The organism is Pseudomonas sp. PSB18 (assembly GCF_014596565.1).
In the GTDB taxonomy this organism is placed as follows: Bacteria; Pseudomonadota; Gammaproteobacteria; order Pseudomonadales; family Pseudomonadaceae; genus Aquipseudomonas.
The window spans coordinates 66098-79975 of sequence record NZ_NOIN01000007.1; the positions used below are offsets into that span (position 1 = coordinate 66098).

Consider the following 13878-nt stretch of genomic DNA (forward strand, 5'->3'; position numbering starts at 1 on the left):
AATGCTCCTGACATGACTCAAGACGGGATAAAGACGTTGACCGGGAAATCCCCCAGTGCGGTGCTGACCATCAACTCCCCTTGTGGTGTGACTGCTGCACGTTTAAAAAGTCCCTTTAGTTTTCCATCCTCAACGGCGAACGGTATCGAAACGCGGGTATCGCCCCAGTTCGCAGCCGTCACCCAGGGTTCGGAGCCGTTCTCCAGCAGGTTGGCGGCGTGGATGGGTACCACCACGATTGCCCGCTGTTGCTCATGCTCGCGCATGAAGGCCAGGACCCGGTCCGCGTGCACGCCGATCACGGGCAGAGGCTCATAACTGCCCTGTTGGAACAGTTGCGGGTATTCGGCCCGCAAGGCCAGGGTCTTGGCGATCAGGGCCTGCTTGACCCGACCATCACGCCAGTCGCGTAGCAGTTCGGCGGGAGGGGTGTCGGCCTGTAGTGCCTGACGACGTGCGTCGAAGTCGACCGGGCGACGGTTGTCCGGATCCACAAGGCTGAAATCCCAGAATTCGGCGCCTTGGTACAGGTCCGGTACGCCGGGTACGGTCATGCGGAGCAACGTTTGTGCCAGGCTGTTGAGGGCGCCCGCCGGAGCGATGGAGTGGACGGCCTCGGCGATGGCGTTACGCAATGGCAATCCTTCATCGCACAGCAACAGCCGTTCCAGGAACATCTGGGTCGCCTGTTCATAGGCGTCGTTGACCGCCGCCCAACTGCTCTGCAGCTTGGCTTCACGCAACGCTTTGCGCTGCCATTGCCACAGGCGTTCGTTGTAGTCCGAGAGTGCCTTGTGATCATTGAGATCAAGGTCCAGTGGCCAGCTCCCGAGCAATGCCTGATACATGATCAGCTCATCGCCGGCCGAGGGCGCGGCGGGATCGCTATGCAGCGACGGCGCGAGAATCCGCCATTGTTCGACGCACGCGGTGTACCAGTCTGCCCGTTCGCTGAGTACGGCCAGTCGCGCCCGGGTGTCTTCGCCGCGCTTGTGGTCGTGGGTGGCGGTGGTGATCAGGTTGTCGGGAAAGTGTTCCAGTCGCTCCAGGCAGGCGTCATGGAACGCCTGTGGTGGGGCGCTGAAGCGTTCGGTGTTGTAGCCCACGTCGTTGCGCGACAGCAATACCGCCGAGCGATACAGGGCGGTGTCCTCCACGGCCTTGGCGGCAGCGGGTGAGGTCAGTTGCTGGAAGCGCACACAGGCGTGGCGCAGCCGCTTGCGCTGGCTCCCCCGAGGGCGTTGCCGCCAGGGCATTCCGCCGAGCCAGTCGGCCAGGCAATCGAGCACCGGCCAGTCGGCTTCGCTGAGGGTTTGCCTTGCGCCTTCCAGGGCCTGGCGGAAAAACCGCTCGTCTTCGGCGCTGCGACCCAAAGGGCTGATGTAGGTGCGGTACACCGGGAAGTGCACAATGAGTTCCTGTAACGCCCGGCGAATTGCACCGAGGGTCAGGTCGCGAGTCATCACGTCGTCCCGGGCGACCTGCAGCAGGGCCTGGGCAACGCTTTCGAAGTCCCCGGCCAGGGAGCCGTTGAGAATCTGCTGGCGGGCCAGGCGCGCTTCTTCGATGAAGTGCGCGGGTCGTTCGCTGTGTCGGCTCCAGAACTCGGCGAGAGGGGCGGCACCGCTCGGATCATGCTGCAGCAGTGAAACCTGATTCATGAATTCGTAACCGGTGCTGCCATCGACGTTCCAGTCCCGGCGCAACGTCTCGCCATCGCCGAGGATTTTTTCGACGAAGATCGGCAGATGTCGTGACGGTGACAGCGCATCGACACGCCTGCGCAATTTCCGACAGTAACCGCGAGGATCGGCCAAACCGTCGATGTGATCGATCCGCAGGCCATCCACCAGCCCTTTGCCGATCAACTCGAAAATCTTTGCATGAGTAGCTTCGAACACCGCCGGGCGTTCGACCCGCAGGCCACCCAGCTCGTTGACATCGAAGAAACGTCGCCAGTTGATGTCGTCCGCGGCGGTGCGCCAGCTGGCGAGTCGATAGCTCTGGCGCTCCAGCAGTTGATGCAGGCGCTCGAAGCCTTCGGGGTCCTCGGAGTCGTAACCGCGCAGGTTGTCCTCGATGGCGGTCAGGATGCCGGCTTGCTTGGCCAATTCGCACAGTTCCTGCTGGAGTGGGCGGGCGAGGCTATGGGCGTCGGTCTGGTAGTTCAGCGTGGTGAAACGCTCCGCCAGGGCCTTGAGGGCGTCGGCCTGTTCGGGCGGCAGGGTGTCGGCGGGCCTGAGCAGTTCGCCGTACTGCATCGGGCAAATGGGGAAGTGGTGCTCGTAATGTTCGACGTAGAAGCGGCCCAGGGCAGCGTCGAAACGCAGCTTCAGCGTACCTTCCTGCAACGCCACGCCGTAGTCGCTGCCCAGGAATGGCAACAGCAACTGGCCCTCCATCAGCGGATCGGGAGAGTGCCACTGGATATCGAAGAACTGGCCGTAGGGGCTCAGGCGTCCCCATTCCAGCAGGTCCAGCCACCAGGGGTTGTCGTTGCCACCGACGGCCATGTGATTGGAGACGATGTCGAGGATCAGGCCCATCCGGTGCTCGCGCAGGGCCGCCACCAGGCGCTGGAGCGCGGCTTCGCCCCCCAGTTCTGGATTGACCAGGGTCGGGTCGACCACGTCGTAGCCATGCATCGAGCCGGCCCGGGCCTTGAGCAGGGGCGAGGCATACACGTGGCTGATGCCCAGCGAGGCGAAGTACGGCACCTGCGGGACCGCATCGTCCAGGGTGAAGTCTTTATGGAACTGCAGGCGCAAGGTGGCCCGCAGGGGTTGGGTCGACGTCTGTTTCATTGGTCACGCTCGTTCGCCTGAAGTCTCGCACAGGCGAGTATTTCCACACGCCGTGCGGCGTCCGGGTCATCCAGCAGCGCCTGGCTCTCGCCAGGCAGGCGCCTGCGCCAATTGGGATGGGTGTCGGTGGTGCCGGGCAAGTTGGCCTGCTCGTCGATGCCCAGGGCGTCTTCGAGCGGCAGCAGTACCAATGGCGCACGGGTATGGCCAAGGAAGCGGACGCTGGCGTCCAGCACTTGATCGGTTTCACGATGTTCTTCGCGAAAGTTCTGTGGGTCCTGGTTCAACACGTCGCGCAGCCCCTCGCGCTCGCGCTCGCGATGGCGACGCCAGTCTATTTCGGTGTGGGAGTCGATCAGGTCCAGACGGGCGTTCCAGTCGATGTCATGACCGTGCCACCAACCATTGAGGGTCGGCAGGTCATGGGTGCTGGTGGTCGCCAGGGCATTGTCCGGCCAATCGAGAATGGGCTTGAAACGGGTGTTGTCCTGTTCGAACAACAGCACTCGCATGCCCAGGATCGCGCGGGCACTGAGCTTCTCCCGCAGGCCGTCGGGCACCGTGCCGAGGTCTTCGCCGAGAACGATGGCCTGATGACGATGGGATTCAAGGGCCAGCAGGCGCAGCAAATCGTCCACCGGGTAATAGAGATAGGCGCCATCGGAGGGCGGCGCATCGTTGGGGATCACCCACAGCCGTTGCAGGCCCATGACATGGTCGATCCGCAGGCCGCCGGCATGGGCAAAGTTGGCCCGCAACATTTCAATGAAGGCGCGAAAACCATTACGGACCAGGCCTTCCGGCGAAAATGCCGAGATGCCCCAGCCTTGACCGGAACGATTGAGGATGTCCGGTGGCGCCCCCACGGTCAGCGAAGCCAGCAGTTCATCCTGGCGGCTCCAGGCCTGGCTGCCGGCGCCGTCGGCACCCACTGCCAGGTCGGCGATCAGGCCGATGCCCATGCCGCTGGATCTGGCGGCGCTCTGGGCCCGTTCCAGGCATCGGGCAATCAGCCACTGGCAAAAAGCGTAGTAGCCGATTTCGCCGGCGTTTTCCTCGGCGAAACGTGCCAGCGCCGAACTGCGCGGATTGCGCCATTCTTCGGGCCATTGGCGCCAATCGAGGCTTTCACCCCGGGCTGCGCGTTCCGCTTGCAGGGCTTCGAAGCGGCAATGGTTTTCCAGGGCTTCGCCGCTGGTATGACGGAAGCTGCTGAAGTCTTCATGCAGCGGATGTTCGCCCTGACTGAAGCCGTCGTACAGGGCACGCAGGATTTTCTGCTTGGCCTCGGCCGCTACCGGCCAGTCGACCAGGGGTTGTTCTTCCAAGTGGCGCAGTTGATTGACCAGGCCCGTGGCGTCGATTGCCGTGCGTAAGGCCCGTTCGCCCAGGATCGTGCCCGGTGCGGCGTACAGGCTGTTGAGGAACAGGCGGCTCGATGGCGAATACGGGCTATAGCGCCCGGTATCGCTGCTGAACATCGCGTGTATCGGACTGATCGCCAAGGCGTCGGCACCGCGTTCGCCGGCCACCCGTGCCAGTTCTTCCAGCGCCTGGGTGTCGCCGAAGCCGCCGTCGCCGGGACGGCGCAGCGCATACAGCTGTGCGCTCAGGCCCCAGGCCCTGGGCGTCGGGTCGTCGACGGCCTCGGCCACGCTGTAGCAGCGGGCGGGTGCGACGGCCAGGGTGAAATGCTGGTCCTGGATGCGGACCTGCTGGTAGCCCACCGGGACCATTCCCGGCAGCTTGGCGTCGGCGTCGAGTTTCAGGTTCAGGGTCGCGCCGTCCTCGAGCTGGATTTCACAGGGCACCGAGCCTTCGAAATAGCGGCTCAGGTCGACGCTGGTTCCGACGTCGGCGGTGATCAACGGGGGTAGACGATGGTTCTGCTGATCTTCCTGCAATTGCAGAAGACTGGCGTCGATTTCCTGGGCACTGCCGGCCGGATGGCCCAGGCCCGTCAGGACCGAGCGCAATACCGCCGGCGAGACTTTCTGGGCCTGGCCATTGGCGTCGATCCAGTCCACCGCCAGGCCCGCGCGGCCGGCGAGGATTTCCAGTTGCGCATCGCTCATGGGCGCTCTCCAGTAATGTTGGGCAACGTTGCCGCTTGCGTCAGAGTGACCAGCGCGCTGTAGGGCGCAAGAGCACCCTGTTCCAACAGACCCATGGCTTGCTGCGGATGTTCGAAAAGAATGCGCGCTTGCTCCGGGGCGCTATGTTCAACCGGCTGTTCGCTGAGGTTCAGGTCGATGCGCAGCACGCTGCCATCCTCCATCCGCCAGCGTGCGCTGATCGCGCCGTGGCCCAGCACGTCGGCCCCCAAAGCCTGGATGGCGGGCAGGCGCGGAACGATCTCTTCGCGGCGGATCTTCAACAGCTGGCGGTATAGCGCCTCGCTGGCTTGCTGCTCCGGTCGACGGGGCTCCATGTTCGGCCGTGAGGCATCGAACGTGGCGGCTGCGTTGGGATCGGGAATCCGCTTGCGTTTCTCGGGGTCGGCAAAGTCACTGAAGGCCTTGAACTCGTTACGCCGTCCCTCACGAACCAGTTCTGCCAACTCACCATGGTGGCTGGTGAAAAACAGGAACGGCTGTTCGGCGAGCACTTCGTCACCCATGAACAGCAACGGAATCATTGGACACAACAGCAACAACACCGTCGCCGCCTGCAGGGCCTGGGGCGGGGCCAACTGGTGCAGGCGCTCGCCCAGGGCCCGGTTGCCGATCTGGTCATGATTCTGCAGGAACAGCACGAAAGCATTGGCGGGCAGATGGCCGCTGGGTTCGCCCCGGGGCTCGCCGTGGCGATTGATATGACCCTGGAACACGAAACCCTGGCTGAGGCAGCGCGCCAGTTTTTCCGTCGGCTGTTCGGCATAGTCGGCGTAATAGGCGTCGGTTTCCCCGGTAAGCAACACATGCAGGGCGTTATGGCCGTCGTCGTTCCACTGGGCGTCGTAACCCTGCTCGAGCAGGCTGGCCTGATTGTGTTCGTTTTCCACGGTCAGCCAGACATGCCGCGCCGGGTCGACCTGCTGGCGCACCCTGGCGGCCAGTTCCTGGAGAAAGTCCGGGTCTTCAATCGCGTGCACGGCATCCAGGCGCAGGCCGTCGAAGCGGTACTCCAGCAGCCACATGAGCGCATTGTCGATGAAGAAATCCCGCACCTCGCGGCGCCGGAAATCGATCGCCGCGCCCCAGGGCGTGTGCTTGTCTTCGCGAAAGAACCCCTTGGCGTAGCGATGCAGGTAATTGCCATCGGGGCCGAAGTGGTTGTAGACCACGTCCAGAATCACCGCCAGGCCGTGACCATGGGCGCTGTCGATCAGGTGCTTGAGCTGTTCCGGCGTGCCATAGGACGCCTGGGGCGCATAGGGCAGGACACCGTCGTAGCCCCAATTGCGATCACCGGGAAACTGGGCCAATGGCATGAGTTCGATGGCGGTGACACCCAGCCCGGCCAAGCGAGCCAACTGCTGCTCGACCCCTTCGAATCCACCAAGGGTGCCGACATGCAATTCGTAGATCACGGCTTCGTACCAGGGGCGGCCGGACCATTGGGTATGTCGCCATTGATAAGCATGGGGATCGACTACCACGCTGGGGCGGTCGATGTCTCCGGCCTGGGCACGGGAAGCGGGGTCGGGGACTTCCATTTCTCCGTCGATGTTGTAGCGATAGCCGGTGCCGGCGGGGCAGCGGGTCTGGATCATGAACCAGCCATTGGCTTGGGGCAGTAGCGGTATTGAATCGCCAGTGTCGAGTTCGACACTGACGTAAAACGCATCCGGGGCCCACAGGGCGAAACGAGTGTGCTCGGCATCAAGCATGGTCGCGCCATGGGTCCAGGTGTCAGGCGTCCTTGACGGCATCGATCACCTCATTGTCTGGCCGATTTACCCAGGGATTGAGCCACCAGTTGTTCGTAGAGTTCGGCGTAGGGTTCGACCGCCTTGCTCCAGTTGAAAGGCGCCGACATCGCCCGGCAGCGCATGGCGTTGAGCAGCTCAGGGAAGGCGAATACCTTGAAGGCGCGGCTCAATGCCTGCTTGTAGCTGTCCACGGTGGACTCGGCGAACAGAAAGCCGGTAATGCCGTCTTCAATGGTGTCCGCCAGGCCGCCGGTATTGCGCGCCACCGGCAGCGAGCCGAAGCGCTGGGCGTACATCTGGCTCAAGCCGCAGGGCTCATAGCGCGATGGCATCAGCAGGAAGTCGCTACCGGCGAACATCCGACGCGCGTCGGTTTCGTTGAAGCCGATGCGCACGCCGATCCGACCGGGAAAGCGCAGCGCCAGCTCACGCATGGCCTGTTCCTCTTCCGGTTCGCCACGGCCGATGATGGCGATCTGGCCGCCGGATTCGACGATGAATTCGGCCACGGCTTCGGTCAGGTCCAGGCCTTTCTGATACACCAGACGCGATACCACGGCGAACAACGGCCCCTTGGATGCATCGAGGCCGAACAGTTCGCGCACGTGGTCGGCGTTCACTGTCTTGCCCTCCCAATCGCCGATGGCGAATTGGCGGAACAGATGCGTATCGGTGGCCGAGTCCCAGCTTTCGTCGATGCCGTTGGGAATCCCGCTGAGCAAGCCCTGTTGGGTCTTGGCCGCGAGGAAACCGTCGAGCCCGCAGCCGAACGCCGGGGTGGTGATTTCCTGGGCATAGGTTGCGCTGACCGTGGTGATGTGGCTGGAATAGGCCATGCCTGCCTTGAGAAACGACAACTTGCCGTAGAACTCCATGCCTTCCTGCTGCAACGCGTGTTCGGGAATCCCCAGCTCAGGGCAGGAGGCCAGGCTCACCACGCCCTGGTACGCCAGGTTATGGATGGTGAACAGGGTCGGGGTGCGCTGCCCGCGCCAGTGCATGTAGGCGGGGGCCAGGCCGGCCGGCCAGTCATGGGCATGGACCAGGTCGGGGCACCAGTGGATCTGCGCCAGGTTGGCGGCAATGTCCGCGGCGGCCAGGCCCAGGCGCGCGAAGCGGATGTGATTGTCCGGCCAGTCGCGACCATTGTTGGCGCCGTAGGGCGAGCCTTCGCGGGCAAAGAGTTCGGGGCAGATCAGCACGTAGATCACCAGGCCGTCAGCCATGTCCATGCGTCCGATCTTGCAGGGTGGCAGTGCCGCATGGCCGCCGAGTTCGCCGATGATGTGGATCGGGTTGCCGCTGTTCATCACTTGCGGATAACCGGGGATCAGTACCCGGACATCATGCAGGCCGGCCATCGCCCGGGGCAGTGCGGACGAGACGTCGCCCAGGCCACCGGTCTTCACCAGGTCGGCGATTTCCGAGGTGACGAACAGGACCTTCTTGCGGTTGGGGTTCTGGCGGACGACGGGGAGCAGTGCCTTGCCTCCGGTGGACAGCACCGGTGCCGTCGGCGATTCGGCCGCCGGCGGTAATTGTGAACGGACTTGCTGGGGTTCCAAGGCAGCACTGATCATAAGTATCTCCTGTATCTCGATCTGTTTCCGGCAAGCGCCAGAGCTGTTGTTTCATTGGCCGAATCCTGCAGCCAGGCGCACAAGCGCTACGCAAGAAGAGCAAAGCGCTGCCCAATGCGGCGAAGCGAATCAGGTAATGGGGCTGTGCAAGGACTGCACCAGCCGCTGTTGCCCTGCCTATAACCTGACCCGTCGCCGTTGCGAAAAGTTTCGACTTTTTTTCCTCGGGATGACCGGTCGGTTTTCCCCCCGGATCGGCAGTCTAGGTCAGAACCTAGAGCGGTGCGGTGCGCTTCGTCGATTTGTCGGACAATCACGTTTTTTGTCGGCAATGTCTTACATGACGATGGGAGATACGCGCCGACGAAGTGCACTTATCTGAAACAGAAATGCGGTAGGGGGCAGGGGTGGTTTCATCGCCGTGCGCGATCGGATGACGGGATGCACCATTGGGGTGCGTGGAAAATGGAGGCGTTTTGATGGCTCTGCCGATCAAGGAAAAGACCGCTTCTGTGGGAGCGAGCTTGCTCGCGATGGCGGTATGCCAGCTATACAGCTCTCGGCAGATCCACCGCTATCGCGAGCAGGCTCGCTCCCACAGGAAGCGCAACGGTGATCCCTGATTTCACTACTGCCAAAGAACCCATGTGGGAGCGAGCCTGCTCGCGATGACGATCTGTCAGCCAGTCGCGGTCAGCAAGCGGATCGGTGCTCCGGCGGCCCAGGCCTGCAGGTCCTCGATCATCTGCGAATAGAATTGCCGGTAGTTCTGTCGGCTGACGTAACCCACGTGCGGCGTCGCCAGTACGTTTTCCAGGGTTCGGAACGGGTGGTCGGCAGGGAGGGGTTCCTGGGCGAATACATCCAGGGCGGCGCCGGCCAGGCGTTTGTGCCGGAGGGCATCGATCAGCGCGCCTTCATCGACAATCGGTCCCCGTGCGGTGTTGACCAGCAGTGCCTCGGGTTTCATCCAGCCCAGCGCCTGGGCGTCCACCAGCCCTCGGGTGCGTTCGCCGAGCACCAGATGGATCGAGAGAATGTCCGCCTGCTCGAACAACTGCTGTTTACTCACGTAGGTTACGCCCGCCTCGGCGGCCTGTTCGGCGGTGAGGTTCTGGCTCCAGGCGATTACCCGCATGCCGAACACCTGACCGAACTGTGCCACGCGCTTGCCGATGCTGCCCAGGCCGAGGATGGCCAGGGTCTTGCCATGCAAGTCGCCACCCAGGCCCTGCTGCCACAAACCTGCGCGCAGGGCATTGGCTTCCTGGACGAGGTTGCGGCTCAAGGCCATCACCAGTGCCCAGGTCAGTTCGGGGGCCGCGTGCTTGTAGCTTTCGGTGCCGCACACCTGGATTCCCAGCTCGGCAGCGGTCTTGAGGTCGAGGGCAGCATTGCGCATGCCACCGGTGAGCAGCAGTTTGAGATTCGGCAGGCGACGCAGCAGGCCTTCGTCGAATGACGTGCGTTCGCGCATCACGCAAATCACGTCGAAGGGCGCCAGGCGTTCGGCGAGGGTGTCGCGGTCGGCAGGGTAGTCATGAATGAATGTGACCTGGCCGATGCTCTCCAGGCCCGACCAGTCCACCACGTCCCGTGCCACATCTTGCCAATCGTCGATGACCGCTATCTGCACCGCCATGGAGCACCTCGTCAGGGAGTGGGTTTGTTCAGCCAGTTCAGCAACGCTTCATGGAACCGGTCCGGCTCTTCCATCTGCGGAGCGTGCCCCAGATGAGGGAATTCCACCAGGGTCGACTGCGGGATGAGTTGGGCGGCTTGTTTGCCCAGTACCTCGTAGCGGCCGAGCTTGGCTTTCACCGCCGGCGGGGCGATATCGCTGCCGATGGCCGTGGTATCGGCAGTGCCGATCAGCAGCAGGGTCGGCATCTTCAGGTCCTTGAATTCGTAGTAGACCGGCTGGGTGAAGATCATGTCGTAGATCAGCGCCGAGTTCCACGCGACCTGGGTGTGTCCGGGTCCCTTGTTCAAGCCGGCGAGCATGTCCACCCAGCGCTCGAACTCCGGTTTCCAGCGGCCGCCATAGTAGGTCGTGCGCTCATAATTGCGAATACCGTCGGCGTTGAGCTTCAGCTCTCGCTCGTACCATTGATCCACGGTGCGGTAGGGCACGCCGAGGGCCTTCCAATCCTCCAGGCCGATGGGGTTGACCATCGCCAGGCGCTCTACCTGATCGGGATACTGCAAGGCATAGCGGGTGGCGAGCATACCGCCGGTGGAGTGTCCCAGGATGATTGCTTTCTGTATGCCAAGGGCCTTGAGCAAGGCCTGGGTATTGGTGGCCAGTTGTTGAAAGCTGTACTGGTAGTAATCGGGCTTGCTGGACGTGCAGAAACCGATCTGGTCCGCTGCAATCACCCGGTAACCGGCCTCGCTGAGGGTCTTGATCGAGTCGCCCCAGGTGGCGGCGCAGAAATTCTTGCCATGCATCAGCACAATGCTGCGGCCATTGACCTTGCCCTGGGCCGGTACGTCCATGTAGCCCATCTGCAGGGATTTGCCCTGGGACTGGAAGGCGAAGTGCTTGAGGGTATAGGGGTAATCGAAACCCTGGAGTTCCGGCCCGTAGGCTGGCCCTTGCGCGCTTTCGGCATGGGCGAGCAATGGCAGGGTGGCGGTCAGGAACAGGCTGGGTAACCAGCGAAGGATGGGGCGTGGCATGGTCAGTCTCCTTGTGGCAGCCGGCCGATCCTGGAGCGGCCCGGTTATGGCGACATTAACCACAGGCAATCGACAGGCCGGAATGTTCAACCCACCCAGGGGAAAATGCGCCATGACAGGGTGCGGCGATGTCCCGTCAGTGGGCCGGGTAATCCGCTACCACGGTTTGCGTCCCGTCTTTTTTCAGGCCGATCACCTGATAGGCATCGCTCATGCCGTCCATTTCCATGCCGGGCGAGCCCATGGGCATACCGGGCGCGGCCACGCCGAGCAAGTCATCACGCTGGCTCAACGCCCGTACCTGATCGGCAGGGACGTGGCCCTCGACGAATTTGCCGTTGATCTCGGCGGTATGGCAGGAACGCATGTTGGGTGCCACGCCCAGGCGTTGCTTGACTGAACTCATATCGGTTTCGACATGGTCGTTGACCTTGAAGCCGTTCTCTTGCAAGTGAGCGATCCATTTCTTGCAGCAGCCGCAGTTGGCATCGCGGTGCACATCAATGGTGGTCGGTGTGGCGGCCTGGGCCAGGGTGGTCATGAACAGGACGCTCAGGGCGAGCAGATGCAGGGGATTGGCCATGGAAGCGGTCTCGTGTGGAGCGGGTTGGCGGGAGGATACCAGAGTAGCGGTTACGAGCTGACAGGGTGCTGAGGGGCGGATGACAGAATTGTCAGGTGGATGGAATGAATAGTCGCCGCCGCTCGCAAGCTCGCCGACTGAAGATCCAGTGTGGGAGCGAGCCTGCTCGCGATAGCGGTTTGATATTCGACATCAATGCAAGCTGACCCACCGCCATCGCGAGCAGGCTCGCTCCCACAGGGGAGTGGTGGTGAGCAATGCTCCCATGAGCCCCTCAGGGCTGCATGGGAGCAGCCGTTCTCAGCGAAGCTTGAACCGCCCCATGATTGCATTGACTCGACCGTTGGCTTCCAGCAGTTGCCGGGTGTTGTTTTCGCTGGCCAAGCCGCCTTCCACCAGTTCCTCCACCATATGGCGGATCTGCACCATGCTGCGGTTGATCTCTTCGGTCACGGCGCTCTGTTGTTCGGCGGCGGTGGCGATCTGGGTGCTCAGGCTGTTGATCTGACCGACGGAGCCGGCCATTTCATCCAGGCCGGCGTTGACCCGGGAAGTCGCGTCGGCGGCCGATTGGCAACTGGCCTGGGTATTTTCCATCGCCGAAACCGACGAACTCACACCCTGGGTCAGGCGGGTGAGCATTTCGTTGATTTCCGAGGTGCTGGCCTGGGTGCGGGCGGCGAGAGCACGGACCTCGTCGGCCACCACTGCAAAACCGCGACCCTGCTCGCCGGCCCGGGCGGCTTCGATGGCAGCGTTGAGTGCCAGCAGATTGGTCTGTCCAGCAATGGCACCGATCACGCCGAGAATCTCGGTGATGCGTTGCGCGTCCTGCTGCATGCTCTCGACCTTGCGGGTGGCGCTGGCGACCTCATCGATCAAGGCCACCACGCTGTTGGAGGCTTCACCCACCACGACACGAGAGCGGTCGGCGTGTTCGTTGGCGCGTTGGGTGAACGCGGCCGTTTCGGCGGCGTTATTGGCCACGCTCTCGGCCGTGGAGCTCATCTGGGTAATGGCGGTCACGGTCTGGTCGGTTTCCGAGGCGTGGCGCATCAGGATTTCGCTGGTATGGGCCGACGTCCGTTGCAGGTTGTCCAGGCTCGACGCCATGGCGCCGGTTGCCTGGGTAACCTCACTGATCATGTCTTGCAGGTAAACAATGAAGCGGTTGACCGAATGACCAATCGCTCCCAGCTCGTCCTCGGCACGGATGGTGATGCGTCGGGTCAGATCGGCGTCGCCGGTGGACAGCGCATCGATGTTGCCCTTGAGTATCTTCATGCGGCCGGTCAACTGGCGGATTGCATACAACTGCATCAGCACCAGCAGGATGACCATCGGAATCTGCAGCAGGCTGAGGGTGTTCAGCACGTCATCGCGCTGGGCAGTGATCAGGCGGGTTGGCAAGGCGGTGGCGAGGAACCAGGGCGTGCCTTCGATGGGACGCATGAAGAACGTGCTGGCTTCGCCCTTGTTGTCGAACTCGACCCGCTGCAACGGCTGGTCGCGCTGAGCCAGGCCCGCCTTCACCTGAGCGGCAAACGGCGAAGTGGCCGCCAGTTCGCTGATGTTCTTGAGGACGATCGGACCGCTGATGCGCGAGCTGTTGCTGATGATCTTGCCGTCGCCTTCGACAATCAGCATTTCAGCGTTCAGGTCGGCTTCCTTGCGCGCCACCAGGTCATTGAAGAACCCCAGGGTCACGTCGATGGTAGAGACGCCATAAGGCGCGCCGTTTTTCTGGATGGCCATGGCGCAGTTGGTGCGTGGTTCGGCGCTGGCGTCATCTTTATAGGCGGCGGCCCAGGCGCATTTGCCGGGCGGGGTGGCCATGCCGCCCTTGTGCCAGGGTTGCTCGTAGTAGTTCGGCGCGGCGTCGCTGTTCCAGAACGTATTGACCACCAGTTTGCCGGAGCTGTCGCGGTGCCAGAACGTGCTGAACTTGTTGCGTCCTTCGGCGCGCTGGTTGGGCAGCGGCCAGATCCCGCCACCGAAGACCTTCGGTTCGCCATATTGGTCCACCAGGCCCGGGAGTACCTTGTCGATGGCATCGCTGTCGAGCAACGGAATGGTCTGGGTGATGCTGCGCTGTTGAGCCTGCACTTTGTTCAGCTCGCCCTGGATCTGTTCCGCGACTTCGCCAATGCGATTGAGCACCACTTGCTCTTCGGTCTGGCGCAGCTTGGGTGCGACCAGATAGCTGATGCCCACGACGGTCAGGATGGACAACACCAGGATGAATAAGACCAGGAACAGCGTGTAGCGAGCCTGAATGGTGCGGAATGAGGGCATTGGAGAGTTCCTTGCTCGAAGGCATCTTTCGGGACGGTAGACGTTGTTATATCGGCCCCT

Annotated in this window: 8 protein-coding genes; all 8 read right to left on the reverse strand. The window is 62.7% G+C overall.

Annotated features, from left to right (window positions below; all coding sequences use genetic code 11):
• Positions 1-17: 17 nt before the first annotated feature.
• The 8 genes from CGA22_RS17585 to CGA22_RS17620 all read right to left on the reverse strand — a co-directional run bounded on the left by CGA22_RS17585 (position 18) and on the right by CGA22_RS17620 (position 13818).
• On the reverse strand, positions 18-2804 hold the full coding sequence (locus tag CGA22_RS17585) for a malto-oligosyltrehalose synthase (protein WP_041021136.1): 2787 nt from the start codon (positions 2802-2804) through the stop codon (positions 18-20).
• Positions 2801-4879, reverse strand: coding sequence for a 4-alpha-glucanotransferase (gene malQ, locus CGA22_RS17590; RefSeq protein WP_041021137.1), 2079 nt, complete (start codon positions 4877-4879; stop codon positions 2801-2803). The genes CGA22_RS17585 and malQ overlap by 4 nt, the downstream gene beginning before the upstream one ends.
• The gene (gene treZ / locus CGA22_RS17595; RefSeq protein ID WP_188258658.1) at positions 4876-6678 is read right to left on the reverse strand and encodes a malto-oligosyltrehalose trehalohydrolase; all 1803 of its coding nucleotides are present in this window, start codon (positions 6676-6678) and stop codon (positions 4876-4878) included. Before treZ ends, malQ begins: the two co-directional genes overlap by 4 nt.
• 8 nt (positions 6679-6686) lie before the next feature.
• On the reverse strand, positions 6687-8258 hold the full coding sequence (gene glgA, locus CGA22_RS17600) for a glycogen synthase GlgA (protein WP_041021139.1): 1572 nt from the start codon (positions 8256-8258) through the stop codon (positions 6687-6689).
• Positions 8259-8937: 679 nt separating this feature from the next.
• The gene (locus CGA22_RS17605) at positions 8938-9900 is read right to left on the reverse strand and encodes a D-2-hydroxyacid dehydrogenase family protein (RefSeq protein WP_041021140.1); all 963 of its coding nucleotides are present in this window, start codon (positions 9898-9900) and stop codon (positions 8938-8940) included.
• Positions 9901-9911: 11 nt separating this feature from the next.
• On the reverse strand, positions 9912-10940 hold the full coding sequence (locus CGA22_RS17610) for an alpha/beta fold hydrolase (protein WP_041021141.1): 1029 nt from the start codon (positions 10938-10940) through the stop codon (positions 9912-9914).
• 136 nt (positions 10941-11076) lie between these two features.
• Positions 11077-11523, reverse strand: coding sequence for a DUF411 domain-containing protein (locus CGA22_RS17615; RefSeq protein ID WP_041021142.1), 447 nt, complete (start codon positions 11521-11523; stop codon positions 11077-11079).
• A 300-nt stretch (positions 11524-11823) separates the two neighbouring features.
• Positions 11824-13818 (reverse strand): methyl-accepting chemotaxis protein, encoded by a 1995-nt coding sequence (locus CGA22_RS17620; protein ID WP_041024033.1) that lies wholly within the window; start codon positions 13816-13818, stop codon positions 11824-11826.
• Positions 13819-13878 lie beyond the last annotated feature (60 nt).

Excerpts from the sequence above, each read along its gene's own strand:
- CGA22_RS17585 (WP_041021136.1), bottom strand. The coding sequence starts at position 2,804 with ATGAAACAGACGTCGACCCAACCCCTGCGGGCCACCTTGCGCCTGCAG.
- malQ (WP_041021137.1), bottom strand. The coding sequence starts at position 4,879 with ATGAGCGATGCGCAACTGGAAATCCTCGCCGGCCGCGCGGGCCTGGCG.
- treZ (WP_188258658.1), bottom strand. The coding sequence starts at position 6,678 with ATGCCGTCAAGGACGCCTGACACCTGGACCCATGGCGCGACCATGCTT.
- glgA (WP_041021139.1), bottom strand. The coding sequence starts at position 8,258 with ATGATCAGTGCTGCCTTGGAACCCCAGCAAGTCCGTTCACAATTACCG.
- CGA22_RS17605 (WP_041021140.1), bottom strand. The coding sequence starts at position 9,900 with ATGGCGGTGCAGATAGCGGTCATCGACGATTGGCAAGATGTGGCACGG.
- CGA22_RS17610 (WP_041021141.1), bottom strand. The coding sequence starts at position 10,940 with ATGCCACGCCCCATCCTTCGCTGGTTACCCAGCCTGTTCCTGACCGCC.
- CGA22_RS17615 (WP_041021142.1), bottom strand. The coding sequence starts at position 11,523 with ATGGCCAATCCCCTGCATCTGCTCGCCCTGAGCGTCCTGTTCATGACC.
- CGA22_RS17620 (WP_041024033.1), bottom strand. The coding sequence starts at position 13,818 with ATGCCCTCATTCCGCACCATTCAGGCTCGCTACACGCTGTTCCTGGTC.